Source organism: Erwinia sp. E602 (assembly GCF_018141005.1).
GTDB lineage: Bacteria > Pseudomonadota > Gammaproteobacteria > Enterobacterales > Enterobacteriaceae > Erwinia.
On record NZ_CP046581.1, the window covers coordinates 190,186 to 203,345 of the forward strand.

Below are 13,160 nucleotides of genomic sequence, written 5' to 3' on the forward strand. Positions count from 1 at the left end.
AATGAAATATCAAGCCCTGACCGTTGCCGTACTGGCACTGATCCCGGTGACCTCCGCGCTTGCCGCAGACCAGGACGTGGCCTTCAGCAGCAGCGTTAAGCCCAAAGCGGATGCAGCCCTGCACGCCACGCTGCCTGCGGATATCCTTAAAAAAGGCTATATCGTGGCGGGGACTAACCCGAACACGCCGCCGACCACCTTCTATCAGGCGGATAATAAAACGCTGGCGGGCCGTGAAATTGATATCGTCAGCGCGGTGGCCGATCGTCTGGGTATTCCGGTGCGCTGGCGCGATACCGGCGGCTTTGACAATATTATTCCGGGCCTGAAGTCCGGCCGCTATGACGTGGCGGCTTCCAACATTGACGCCAACAAGAAACGCCTGCAGCAGGTCGATTTTGTCGGCTACTACAATGCCTCAAAACTGGCGCTGGTTTCACGCAAGGACGCCGGCCTCGGGCCGTTTAACACCTTCACTGAACTCTGTGGTCAGACCGTGGGCGCGGGTGCCGGCACCTCTCAGGTGACCCGCCTGCAGCAGGCCAGCGACGCCTGCGTCGCTGACGGGAAAGCGGCGATTAACATCCCGATCTTCCCTGACCGCCCGGCGGGCGTGCAGGCTGTGATCAGCGGCCGCGTGCCGATGTTCTTTGGCCCGTACGAAGGCCTGCGCTACCAGGCCAGCCAGGTGAAAGCGCTGGCGCTGGCCGGTGAGATCACCATTGAAGACACCATCGTCTCGATTGCCCTGCCGAAAGGCTCACCGCTGGAAAAACCAGTTCAGGCGGCGCTGAATTCGCTGATTAAGGACGGCACTTATCAGCAGATCCTCGACAAGTGGGAAATCGGCTTTGGCGCGGTGAAATCCGCCGGTCTTAACGAAGAGATTGCTAAATGAGTCTGCGGCCTGACGACAACACCGCCGGGCTGCCGATCGTTGGACATCGTCACTACGGGCGCTGGTTCAGCGCCCTGATCGTGCTGCTGCTGGTGGCGCTGATGGCCTCGTCGGTGGTCAGCAACCCACGGTTTGAGTGGGACGTGGTGGCCGAGAACCTGACGGCGGATTCGATTCTCGCCGGGGTGGTGATGACCATCAGGCTGACGCTGATTTCGGTGCTGTTTGGCTTTGCCGGCGGCACGCTGCTGGCGCTGATGCGCCTGTCGGCGAACCCGGTGCTGGTCGGCGTCAGCTGGGCGTATACCTGGTTTTTCCGCGCGGTGCCGATGCTGGTGCAGCTGTTCCTGTGGTACAACATTGCCGCGCTGTATCCTAAGCTGTCGCTCAGCCTTCCCGGGCTGGGAGAAGTGTGGAGTGCCACCACCAATGAGATTATCAGCCCGTTCAGCGCGGCGGTGATAGCCCTGGTGATGCACCAGTCGGCCTATGCGGCAGAAATTATTCGTGCCGGTATCCAGAGCGTGAACCCCGGCCAGCTGGAAGCGGCGAAGGCGCTGGGCTACCGCCCTGGGCAGATTTTCCGTCAGACCGTGCTGCCGCAGGCGATGCGCACTATTCTGCCACCGGCGGGTAATGAGGTGATCGGACAGCTGAAAACCACCGCCGTGGTCTCGGTAATCGCGCTGCAGGACGTGCTCTACTCGGCGCAGATCATCTATCAGCGTACCTATGAGGTGATCCCGCTGCTGCTGGTGGCCACCGCCTGGTATCTGCTGATGACCTCGGTGCTCTCGGTAGGGCAGTATTACGTGGAGCAGTGGTACAGCCGCGGCAACGCGCCCGCTAAGGCGCGCCGCTGGTTTAAACGTTCGCCGGGGACCCAGGAGGAACGTTTATGAGTCAGCCCATCCGTCTGCGCGGTATTCGCAAACAGTTTTCCGGTAAAACGGTGCTGCACGGCATCGATATGGACATTGCCGCCGGTTCGGTAACGGTGATCCTTGGGCCCTCCGGCTCGGGGAAATCCACCCTGCTGCGCTGTATCAATCATCTGGAAAAACTCGACGCGGGCACCATCCACGTCGGGGAGACGCTGATCGGCTATCGCCGCAAAGGTCAGCAGCTGGTCGAGCTGCCTGAACATCAGGTGGCCCTGCAGCGCCAGAGCATTGGCATGGTGTTCCAGCAGTTCAACCTGTTTCCGCACCGCACCGTGCTGCAGAACGTGATGGATGCGCCGCTGCGCATTCGTCGCCAGAAGCGGCCGCTGGTGGAGTCACGCGCGCTGAAACTGCTTGAGCAGGTCGGTCTGGCGCACCGCGCGATGGCCTGGCCGCGCGAGCTGTCCGGCGGCCAGCAGCAGCGGGTGGCGATTGCCCGCGCGCTGGCAATGGAGCCGGAGGTGATGCTGTTTGATGAGCCGACCTCGGCGCTGGATCCGGAACTGGTGGGCGAAGTGCTGCAGGTGATGAAGCAGCTGGCCCACTCCGGTATCACCATGGTGGTGGTCACCCATGAGATCGGCTTTGCCCGCGAAGTGGCGGACAATATCGTCTTTATGGATGAGGGTAAAGTGGTGGAGAGCGGCAACGCCCGCACCCTGCTGGATGCCCCGCAGCATCCGCGCTTCCGCGAGTTTCTTGCCAGCGTGCTTTAACTTTCATCACACGGTCGCCAGGGAAGGCGGCCGTATCATCGCTGTGCATTTCTCCGAACCCGCGCGCAGATAACATGCCGTCATTTTGAATACGAATTTGTACGCCAGCTAAATAGCCGTCGTTTTTCTTCTCGCCGTAACGTTAATTTTGTGAGCTGACGCCAAATAACGTCAATCACCTCTTATCTGTTCGTCCTGTTTCTGCTTTTATTCATTTTTTGTCGGCTGAATGCTAATTAAGGACAGAGGCAATAAAATCCTCCGCGTTAATTACGTAATAAAATGGATTAATTACGATTATTTGATGATGGCTCAAATCTGACTTCGAATCATCGAGGGAAGAGTTTGATCATCCTATTTTTTCTTATCAATTCTCTGGTTTTACCCTGCGTTGTTTCTCATTCTCATCGCCTGATGAGGGTGACGCACGCTTACGCCGGGATCCGACAGACGGCCTGTTACGCGTCTGAATAATAATTTACAGGGAGTGATAACAATGCGTGGAATTAAACTTTGCTCCGGTATATCAGCACTGTCCTTAATTTTTTCTGCAGGAGCACGTGCTGAAATTACCGTTTTAGATAAAAACCCAAACAGTAATCTGCTGCTGGCCCCCCTCAGCCTGACCGTTGGCGGCAGCATCCGCCCGGAATGGATCTCTAACGCGGGGCCGGAGCCCGGGTATTATCGCCGCGGGCACGACGGGGGGACGCGTTTTCGTTTTGGCGGCGACTACGCGCTGACCCCACAGACCTCGGCGATCGTTCACTATGAGTGGGGGGTGGATCTTCCCCATGTGCTAAGCTGGGGCGGTCACTACGATGAGAGCAGCAAGCGAGAATGGCAGCGTAAATTCTACGGCGGCTTTAAGGATGAACGCTTCGGTACGCTGACCTACGGCCACCAGTTTGGCATTTACTACTCGGTGGTGGGGATGAAGAGTGATATGTGGGACAACGACGGCCTGGCGGGCGGCACCGCTAACGGCATCAGCGGCGACTACGATGGTGCCAACCGCCCCAAACGCAGCTTTATGTACACCAATACCTTTGGGCCGGTAAAACTTTATGCCAATTACCTGCTGCCTGAGGACGGTTTGCATATGGCGGACGGTAACACCTACCGGCGACGTCGCGGCGGCGGTTTTGGCTTTGATTACAGCGCCACGAAAACGCTGATGCTCAGTGCGGCTTACAGCTATACGGATGCCGTGATGGAAGACAGGGCGCGTTCGCAGAAGAAAAGCTACCGGCAGCAGCTCTCCGGCCTTGCGGCCACCTGGCAGCCGGATAACTGGTACATTGTGGGTACCGCCAGCTACTACAAAGATTTTGTGCCGGATACGCGTGGCAAAAACCTCTCACACTACTTTGCCGGTTCAGGCTACGGGCTGGAGGGCTATGTCGGCTATACCTTTAGGCTGGGTAAACCCTTCCTGAACAGCATTCAACCCTACGTGGCTGAAGACAGCCTGCAGCTGCGCAGCTCAAACCCGTACCACGCAACCCATACCTATCTCGGAACCAACATTGACTTTGGTCACGGTGTCTCGGTGACGCTGGAACAGACGCTCTCGGCGCGTGGCAGTAAAGAGCCCAACTCAACCTGGATGACGTGGTATTACAACTTCTGACGGAATGGCGTGCGGCTTCAGTCCGCTGACCTGAGGCAGGGGGCCGGGTAAACCCCGGCTCCCCGCCTTCAGCTTACACCTTCACCGTATTCAGCAGATAATCCGCCAGCCGCAGGCTCAGCGCTGCACCGGTCAGCGTCGGATTCATGCAGGAGGCGGACGGCATCACGCTGGTGCCGGCGATAAACAGGTTAGGGTGGTCGTGGCTCTGACAGTGCCGGTTCACGACCGAATCCTTCGGATCGTCGCCCATTATCGTGGTGCCCATAATGTGCTGACGGTCCTGATAGCCGGTATCAATCTTTGACACCTCCGCGTTCAGCAGCCGGGCAAACTCGGCGAAGTCCTTCAGCCCCTGTTCCTTACCCGCGTGCCAGTAGTCGTTCACGCTGTAGTAAATCTCCGGCAGAGGAATGCCGATGGCGTCCTTTCTGGTTTTGCTCGGCACCACGCGGTTTTCCGCCAGCGGCAGCGTCTCAAAGTCGATAGCAAAGTTCAGCGACCGTGCGGAAAGGCGCTGCAGCTCAGCGTCCAGCTGCGATCCCAGCACGCCTTTCTGGATCAGCGAGGCCGCATAGTCCGCCGTCGGCACCGTATTGCGCACCTTGATCTTATAGCTGGGGAAATCCCTGCGGAACGCGCCGTCGCGGTTGTTCAGATACACCAGCAGCTCGGTCGGGCCCTGGCCCGGCCAGACGTCCTCGTTCATCATCACGTTCATGCTGATGCCGGTATGGCCCATCAGATTGCGGCCAACCTGGTCGGAGCGGTTGGCGATGCCGTTGGGATAACGTTCTGAGGTGGACATCAGCAGCAGCTTCGGTGACTCGATGCCGTAAGCGGCCAGCACGAAATGCTTCGCCGTCAGCCGGTGCTGGCTGCCGTCGGGCTTCTTATAGTGGATAGCGCGGATCGCGCCGTCGTCACCTGCTTCGATATGGCAGACCACCGAGTTATCCAGCAGCCGCGCGCCGTGCTCTTCCGCCTCATCAATGTGCATCGAGCCATCGTATTTGGCGGCGATCGGGCAGACCGGGTTGCAGTTATTGTTACCGCCGCACACCGGACGGCGCTTCCACGGCCGGGTGGCGCGGCCGTTAGGCTCCATCACCGGGTTAAACCCGCCCTTACCCAGCAGCACGGAAAGGCGCTTAAACAGATAGCTCGGCTCCAGGCCCGGCATCGGAAACGGCGTTGAACGCGGCGGCCATGCTTTACCGCCCTGGCCGCTCTCATCCTGACCGTCGACGCCGGAAACGCCCAGCTCATGCTCGGCCGCGCCGTACCAGGGTTCCAGCTCGTCATAGCCAATCGGCCAGTCGCGGCCGCGGCCATACAGGCTGTGGAGTCTGAAATCATTGGGGATCATCCGCCACAGCGCCGAACCAAAGTGCCAGGTGGTGCCGCCGACCACGCGCAGATATTTGGTCGGGTACTTAACCGGGCCGGTCTGCTGCAGGTAGCTGCCGTAGGTGGACGGTACGTGCGGCAGGTCGGGATAAGGCGAACCCACCCCCTGCAGCTTCATATTGGTCAGCGACATCTTGAACGGCGAACTGCGGAACCGCTCCACGATGTCCTGGCGTTTCACTCTTGGCCCGGCTTCAACGATGATCACCGATTTGCCTGCTTTCGCCAGCTGCGTGGCGATCAGGCCGCCCATCACCCCGGATCCGATAATAATCACGTCAGCATCATACTGGTTCATGCCGTTGCTCCCTGTTGTGCCGTTGAAACCCCGGGCTTCTCGCCCCATGAATCCGGCCCGCCGCCGTAGGTGGGTACCGCCAGAATACCCTGCGTGGGCAGGTACATCATCGCGTCCGCATAAGCGATCAGCTCCGTCTTCGCCCCCTCGCCAACCACGCCGGTGTACCAGGCGCTGACGATCAGCGTGGCGGTGTCGTGCAGCGGCGTACCGGCGGCGGTGTCCTGCAGAAACGCATCCACATGCGTATCGCTACGCCGGGCGAGCGCGGTGGCCAGTGCGTCGAGCTGCGCCGGAAAGTTCGGGTAGTGACGGGTCAGCGCGTCCAGATAGCGGCGGCTGAGGATCGCCCCGACCGGGCGGCTGACCAGGAAAGCAGACACTTCGCTGAAGCGCTGTAGCGGAGCGGCGCTGGCCGCCGCACGGGCCATCTCCGCGGGGAACAGGGCGCTGCAGGCGGCGCTGAGCGACAGCACCGCCATCCCCTGCAGCAGGCGGCGACGGCTCAGTCCGGCGCCGGAATTATTTTGCGCCATAGCGCCTCCGTTTTCTGCGTGCGAGGGCAATGCCGCCCGCGACGATTGCGCCCGCGACGATAACCACTGCGGTCAGCACCCAGGGCCGGGTCAGCCTGACCAGCAGCGGGGTTTCACCGCCTTCGCGCACGGTTTGTACCTGTTGTTCGGTAACGTGCAGCGCGGGATTGCCGTACTGCTGCAGCACATAGTTGCTGACGTCGGCAACCTGACGGTCGCTGAGGCGGTCGGTCCACGCCGCTGCGGGGCCGAAGGCGGGCATCGCCACCGCCTCGTCTTTCACCCTGCGCTGCACGCCGAACAGAATGGTGGCGATCAGGTTATCGGCCTGTTCTGCGCCGGTGGCGGTATTGTGGAACAGCGAAGGGTAACGGGCGGTGCCCTGGCCGTCAGGCTGGTGGCAGGCGGCGCAGGTGCTGCTGTAAATCTGCCAGCCGGCATCATCCGCCCTGTTATCGCCGCGCCGCTGCTGCTCTGTGGACGAGGGCTGGCCGAAGCCGTCGCGGGAGCGCGCCGCGCCGCCGCCGGAGGCGGGCACCTGCTGCAGATAGGCCACGATGGCGTTGATATCCGGGTCCGTCAGGTGCTGCAGGCTGTGTTCAACCGCCTCGGCCATCGGGCCTGCGGCCTGCGCTTTACCCCTGACGTGGCCGGTTTTCAGATACTGCGCCAGTTCGGCCTTGCTCCAGCTGCCGATCCCAGACTGCATATCCGGGGTGATGTCGGGCGCGTACCAGCTGCCGAGGCTGCCGCCGGCCAGCGGCTGGTCATTCTGCTGGCCCATCAGCAGGTTACGCGGCGTGTGGCAGGTATCACAGTGGGCCAGCGCGTTGACCAGATAGTCACCCCGGTTGACCTCATCGCTCGCCGTCGGTGAAGGGACAAAGCGCGTGTTATCAGCAAACAGCAGGTTCCACACCGCCATTGACGCGCGCAGGCTGAAGGGAAACGGCAGGCGGGTTTGCGGTGCGGCAACGTCCACCGGCCTGACGCCGTGCATAAACCAGACGTAAAGGGCGTGAATATCCTCATCGCTGATTTTCGCGTAGGAGGGGTAAGGCATCGCCGGATAAAGGTGCTGACCCTGTTTATTGATCCCTTCACGCACCGCGCGGGCAAACTCCGCTTCGCTCCAGTCACCGATACCGGCGGTGGGGGAGGGGGTGATATTACTGGCATATATGCTTCCCATCGGGGAAGCGATCGCATAACCGCCGGCCATCGGTTCACCCTGGTGCGGCGAGGTGTGGCAGGCTCCGCAGTCGGCGGCGGTCGCGAGATATTGTCCCCTGGCCATCAGCGCCCGATCCCCGGAATCAACCGGTTCAGCGGTGCTCATCCCGCTGAAAAGGATCAGGCTGACGGCCAGCGGAAGACTAAGACGTCTCACCTGACTTGCTCCTGTAAAATGAAAAATTTTTGTAGTTTTATAGGGACTTCGGTACGGCAAACGCCCGCGCGTGGCGCACAACCGCGCGCGGGCAAAAAAGAGTTACAGCAGTTCGTAGTCGTTAAACTGCAGCGGCGTGTCGCCGCCGTTGATCAGTTGCACCTCGCCGGGTTCGGTCAGGAAGGCGTCACCGCGGTGCACCCAAATCTCCCGCGTGCGGTTGGGTTTACCCGGCACCGCCAGCAGCAGGCGGCCTTCGGTAAAGAACACCCGCACCCCCGGCCCGTGCTGGACGTAGCCCGGCGCGACTTCCCCCGGCTGCAGGACAACCTTCCAGCCGCGCACGGTCTTCTCATCCAGCACCTGGCGGAACTGCGCTACCGCCGGACGGCTGGCGTCGCCGAAGTTCTGCGGGCCGTTCTGCTTAATTTCGAAGGAAACCTGGTGGTTCAGCGTGGTGTCGGTATTGGTGACCTTGTCTTCGTCCGACTTGCCCTGGTGCTGGCCAAACTTCACGTCGCCGGTTTTCATCCAGTGGTCTTTGGCCGGTTTATCCGGGTAGGAGATATGCACCATGCTGCCGTCAACGTGGGTGTTGACGTAGTCAAGATGCTGCTCGTGGAACAGCGTGGACTGGCCCGGGCGAATCATCACCCGCATTACCGTCACGTACTGGTTTTCCAGGATCACGTGGTGCAGCGGCTCCAGATCGGTCGCCACCACCTGCTCTTTGCCGTCGGCCACCGCCGCTTTCTCTGCGGTGGCGGCGTTAACGCTGCCGGTCATCAGGCCGGTGGCAAGCAGGGCGCAGAGCAGGGCGTGAGGTTTGAGGTTCATTAAAACTCCTTAATGCAGGGGAAAAGCCCGGCTGCTTATGCCGGGCGGGAGGAACGTTCAGGGTTCGACCAGCGTCACCCAGTTGGCACCGTCGCCACCCGGATAGCGGCCGGCCAGCGTCAGCGCACCGTCTGCCGGATTGATGCGGTACAGCGAGATGTGATCTGACTTCTGGCCGGACTCAATCAGAAACCGGCCGCTGTTATCGATGGCAAATCCGCGCGGCTGCGCTTCGGTTTTAATACTTTCCAGGCGGGTCAGATGGCCGTCGGTGGGATCGACGCGGAACGAGGTCAGGGTGCTGCTGGTGCGCTCGGTGGCGTAGAGATAACGGCCGTCCGGCGTGATGTGGATATCCGCCTGCCAGATGCGTGGCTTCGCCGACGGCGGCAAATCGTCATCGCCGGTCAGCGGCCGCGCCTCGCCGCGCTGCATGTCTTCATCCGGTGAGACGGACGAAACGTCTTCGTGCGCGGTGGCGCGGCCCTGGTCGTCCAGCGTGACGCGGGTAATATTGCCCGCCATCTCGTTGAGGATGTACATATTGCGCTGACCGTGGCCGTCGCGCGACGGGGCGAAGACAAAATGGCGCGGGCCGGTGGCCGCCTCATGCTGGATATTGATAAACGGCGGATCGAGCGGGGTGACGCGGCCGCTGCCGGCATCAAAGCGGAACTGCAGCAGCTGGTCGGTGCCGAGCTGCGTCACGTAAAGGAAGCGGTTTTCCGCGTCAACCTGCACGGCGTGGGCGCGCTTGCCGGTATGCACCACCTGCACCGGCTTCTCCACCACATTACCCTGGCCGTCAATGGCGTTGATGCTGACCAGATCGCCGCCGAACGACGCGCTCAGCAGGAAACGGCCCGAACGATCGGTGGAGAGATACGCCATGCTCTGCGGCAGCGGCGTTTCGCTGCGCTTCTGCAGCTGGCCGTCGGCCTCAATGTGGTACGCGACCACGCGGTAAGGCTGGCTGCGCACCGAAACGTACAGCATTTTATGATCCGGTGAGACCACCGACGACATCGCCTTTTTTCCGGCGGGGAAGGTGCCAGTGGCCTCCAGCGTGCCGCGTGACGTGTCCAGCCGGTAGCCGGTCACCGTACCGCTGACGTCATTGGAGACGTAAACCCGGCTTTGCGCCTGGGCGCAGCCTGCGGTCAGCGCCAGAAGCGCGGCCGCGGTAAGCATTTTTTTCATTGTGACTCCTTGTGGACGGGGTTCAGCAGCCCGCCTACCAGCGGGTGGCAAACGTCTCACACAGCTCGGCAACCTGTTGCTCGCTCAGGGGCTGCGGTTTTTCCGCCGCCAGCAGCCACAGGCGGGCGGTCTCTTCCAGCTCCTCCAGCGCCGCACAGGCGCTGATGACGCTGCCGCCCCAGACAACCGGGCCGAGACGCTCCAGCATCACGCCACGGACTTCGCAGGCCAGCTGCGCGACCTGGTGCGCAACGTCCGCCGCGCCGGGACGACGATAGCCGATTAACGGAATGCGGCCGACCTTCATCACCTGATACGGGGTGATCGGCGGCAGAATGCTGCTCTGCTGCCAGACGCCCTGCAGCGTCAGCCCCACCAGATGGGTGGAGTGGGTATGCACCACGCTGTTCACCTCGGGGTTTCGGTCATACACCTGGCGATGCAGCAGCAGCGTCTTGGACGGCTTGTCGCCGGAGAGCCACTCCCCCGTGGCAGAGACTTTGGCAATTTTCGCCGCCTCCAGACGCCCGAGGCAGGCGTCGGTGGGCGTAATCAGCCAGCCGTCATCCAGCCGGGCGCTGATGTTGCCGGCGGTGCCGACGGTGTAGCCGCGCCGGAACAGGCTGGCACCGGCCCAGACGATCTCTTCACGAAGCTGTTGTTCATTGTTCATCGCGTTTCTCGGTTCGTTTGTTATGAATGGGTGGCGGCAGGTCTGGCGTCAGCATCCGCGTTTTTCAGCACCAGCGGTTCAACCTTGCCCATGATGAACATAAAGTTAAACGCGCCGAACAGGCAGATACCGCCTGCGACCAGCAGCGGCACGACAAAGGAACCGTGGCTCAGGGTCAGCATCAGGCCGGTAAATGAAGCGGTAACGATCCCCGCCAGGTTGCCGGCAAAGTTCTGAATCCCTCCCAGCGTGCCGACATAGCCGGAGCTGGGCGCAACGTCTGCGGGCAGGGTCCAGATGTTGGAGGCGGTAAAGGCCAGGCCCGCGTAGGTCAGTGAGAACAGCGTCAGGATCAGCGGAATGCTGGTGGTAAAGGCGGCAAAGGCGATCACCGAAGAGAGCAGCATGCCGGCGATCAGGCAGGTTTTGCGCGCGGTGGTCAGCGAGAAACCTTTGCGGTACATCCAGTCGGAACAGATACCGCCCAGCAGGCTGCCGGGGATACCCATCAGCGCCGGGATCGCACCCAGCGTCCCCAGCTCTTTCAGGGAGAAGCCGTGGGCGATGGTCAGGTAGGTCGGGAACCAGGTCACGAAGAAGTAGGTGGCGAAGTTCATGCAGAAGAAGCCGATCATCATCCCCCAGACGGTGCGGTAGCGGAACAGCGCGCGGATGCTGACTTTCTCACTTTTGTCGACCACGTTGACGCTGCGGTCCTCCAGCAGATTCTGGCGCTCCTGCTCGTCGAGGCCCTTCATCTCCTCCGGTTCGCGGTAGAACATCAGCCAGATAACCACCCAGATCAGTCCCAGCGCGCCGGTGACCACGAAGGAGGTCTCCCAGTCCCAGGTGCTGATCAGCCAGGCCACCAGCGGCAGGGCGATAGCGCTTCCGGCGCGCGGGCCGGCGTCGAAGATGCCGCTGGCGGTTCCGCGCTCTTTTTTGGCAAACCACGAGTAGACCACCTTGGCGCAACCGGGATAGCCGCCGGACTCACCGATGCCGAGCATTAAACGCGAGGCGAAAATGGACGTGAAGCCGCGGCCAAACGCGGTGAACACCGTAAACAGTGACCACCAGCCGACCGCGATGGCCAGACCGGCGCGTGCGCCCAGGCGGTCGATCATGCGCCCTGCGGGGATCTGCATCAGCGCATAGGTCCAGAAGAAGGCACCGAGGATCAGCCCCATGCTGGTGTCATCCAGCCCGAGGTCGGCTTTAATATGTGGCGCGGCGATGGCCAGGTTAATACGGTCTATATAGTTGATGGCGATAGCGAAAAAGCAGAAGGCGATCATCAGCCATCGGATTCGTGGGTATCTACGCATGGTGAATTCCTTTATTATCTCGGTGTTTTCCACGGCTGAGGTGGAAACGCAGGGAAGCCGTTGTCCCGGTTTTTTTTGTTATCATCGGGTGAAATTTTCCGGGTGTCTGATAACATGTCGTTAAAAGTAAGCGATTACAAAAATCAGTCAAGCCAAAAGTAAGCGCTTTCAAAATGAACCTCAGATTGTCTGCAAATTTTGTGGGCGAGGTCACTAATTTCAGTCAGGAGTTCCAACATGTCCGACAAGTTCCCCGCCCCCGCGCGGGTCTCGCTGGAAGACGTTGCCCACCACGCCGGGGTTTCAACGGCCACCGTCTCCCGGGTGCTTAACGGCAGCACCTCGGTGAAAGCCGCCAGCCGTCAGGCGGTGGAACGCGCCTGCGAGGAGCTGGGATACGTGATTAACCGCGCGGCGCGCACGCTGGCTTCCCGGCGCAGCATGACCATTGGCGCGGTGGTGCCGACGCTGGCGACGGAAACGTTCTCGCGGCCGCTGGCGGCGTTTCAGCAGAAGATCCACCAGTCTGGCTACACGCTGCTGCTGGCCAACTCCGATTTCGACCCGGATACCGAGCTGAAAGAGGTCAACAAGCTGATCGAGTACGGCATCGATGCGCTGATGCTGGTGGGGAATTCTCACCACCCGCGCCTGAGGGAGCGCATCAACCAGCTGGGGATCCCCTGCATCCAGACCTTCTCGGTCGACGCGGGCCACCCGAGCATTGGCTACGACAACGAGCAGGCCGCCGCTGAGATAACGTCCCATCTGCTGGGGCTGGGGCATAAGCAGTTTGCGGTGATCGTCGGGACCCCGCCGTCCAACGACCGCGTCTCCGATCGTATTACCGGCACGCGCGAAGCGCTGTCGGCGGCGGGGCTGACGCTGGCGGAGGAGAATCTGATCAACAGCGCTTTTACCATGAATGACGCCCGTCAGGCCATGTTCCGGCTGCTGGACGGCCCGGTGCCGCCAACGGCGGTGATTTGTGGTAACGATCTGCTGGCGTTTGGTGCGATGCGCGCGGCGGCCGAACGCTACCTGCGTATTCCAAACGACATTTCGATCACCGGCTTTAACGACTACGAGTACGCGGAACATCTGGAGCATCCGCTGACCACCATGCGGGTGGAACTGGACCAGATAGGCCTGCTCGCCGCCGACTACCTGCTGGCGACGCTGAACGACCAGCCCGCGCCGCGCCAGACGCTGCTGAAGCCGGAGCTGATCGTGCGCGGCAGCACCGGCTCACCGCCGCGCCAGCCGCGCTGAGGCCTGTCTTATCTCTGCTTCATCG

At 61.3% G+C, this 13,160-nt stretch carries 12 protein-coding genes; 5 read left to right on the top strand and 7 right to left on the bottom strand.

Going from position 1 to position 13,160, the window contains the following annotated elements:
• Position 1 precedes the first annotated feature (1 nt).
• From GKQ23_RS00825 to GKQ23_RS00840, 4 genes are all read left to right on the top strand, one after another.
• A complete protein-coding gene (locus tag GKQ23_RS00825) occupies positions 2 to 898 on the top strand; it encodes an ABC transporter substrate-binding protein (protein ID WP_056237589.1) in 897 nt (298 codons plus the stop codon).
• Positions 895 to 1,800 carry an amino acid ABC transporter permease gene (locus GKQ23_RS00830; protein WP_056237588.1) on the top strand — a complete coding sequence of 302 codons (906 nt, stop codon included), beginning with the start codon at positions 895 to 897 and terminating at the stop codon, positions 1,798 to 1,800. The genes GKQ23_RS00825 and GKQ23_RS00830 overlap by 4 nt, the downstream gene beginning before the upstream one ends.
• Entirely contained in the window at positions 1,797 to 2,558 is a 762-nt protein-coding gene (locus GKQ23_RS00835) for an amino acid ABC transporter ATP-binding protein (protein WP_212408169.1), read from the top strand. Before GKQ23_RS00830 ends, GKQ23_RS00835 begins: the two co-directional genes overlap by 4 nt.
• Before the next feature lie 496 nt (positions 2,559 to 3,054).
• Entirely contained in the window at positions 3,055 to 4,191 is a 1,137-nt protein-coding gene (locus GKQ23_RS00840) for a porin (protein ID WP_212408170.1), read from the top strand.
• Between the two features lie 73 nt (positions 4,192 to 4,264).
• On the opposite strand, the gene GKQ23_RS00845 is transcribed toward GKQ23_RS00840, so the two are convergent.
• The 7 genes from GKQ23_RS00845 to GKQ23_RS00875 form a co-directional block, all read right to left on the bottom strand.
• Positions 4,265 to 5,899: a GMC family oxidoreductase gene (locus GKQ23_RS00845; RefSeq protein WP_212408171.1), complete on the bottom strand. Its 1,635-nt coding sequence runs from the start codon at positions 5,897 to 5,899 to the stop codon at positions 4,265 to 4,267.
• Positions 5,896 to 6,435 carry a sugar dehydrogenase complex small subunit gene (locus GKQ23_RS00850; protein ID WP_212408172.1) on the bottom strand — a complete coding sequence of 180 codons (540 nt, stop codon included), beginning with the start codon at positions 6,433 to 6,435 and terminating at the stop codon, positions 5,896 to 5,898. The genes GKQ23_RS00845 and GKQ23_RS00850 overlap by 4 nt, the downstream gene beginning before the upstream one ends.
• Positions 6,422 to 7,825 carry a cytochrome c gene (locus GKQ23_RS00855; protein WP_371819985.1) on the bottom strand — a complete coding sequence of 468 codons (1,404 nt, stop codon included), beginning with the start codon at positions 7,823 to 7,825 and terminating at the stop codon, positions 6,422 to 6,424. The genes GKQ23_RS00850 and GKQ23_RS00855 overlap by 14 nt, the downstream gene beginning before the upstream one ends.
• 102 nt (positions 7,826 to 7,927) lie before the next feature.
• Positions 7,928 to 8,662 (bottom strand): hypothetical protein, encoded by a 735-nt coding sequence (locus GKQ23_RS00860; protein WP_249168387.1) that lies wholly within the window; start codon positions 8,660 to 8,662, stop codon positions 7,928 to 7,930.
• A 57-nt stretch (positions 8,663 to 8,719) separates the two neighbouring features.
• On the bottom strand, positions 8,720 to 9,862 hold the full coding sequence (locus GKQ23_RS00865) for a beta-propeller fold lactonase family protein (protein WP_212408173.1): 1,143 nt from the start codon (positions 9,860 to 9,862) through the stop codon (positions 8,720 to 8,722).
• A gap of 34 nt (positions 9,863 to 9,896) precedes the next feature.
• A complete protein-coding gene (locus GKQ23_RS00870) occupies positions 9,897 to 10,535 on the bottom strand; it encodes an aldolase (protein ID WP_212408174.1) in 639 nt (212 codons plus the stop codon).
• 20 nt (positions 10,536 to 10,555) lie between these two features.
• Entirely contained in the window at positions 10,556 to 11,863 is a 1,308-nt protein-coding gene (locus tag GKQ23_RS00875; RefSeq protein ID WP_212408175.1) for an MFS transporter, read from the bottom strand.
• A 237-nt stretch (positions 11,864 to 12,100) separates the two neighbouring features.
• Between GKQ23_RS00875 and GKQ23_RS00880 the strand changes: the two genes are divergently transcribed.
• Complete coding sequence (locus GKQ23_RS00880) at positions 12,101 to 13,135, top strand: LacI family DNA-binding transcriptional regulator (protein WP_212408176.1); 1,035 nt, start codon at positions 12,101 to 12,103, stop codon at positions 13,133 to 13,135.
• The last annotated feature ends 25 nt before the right edge of the window (positions 13,136 to 13,160 follow it).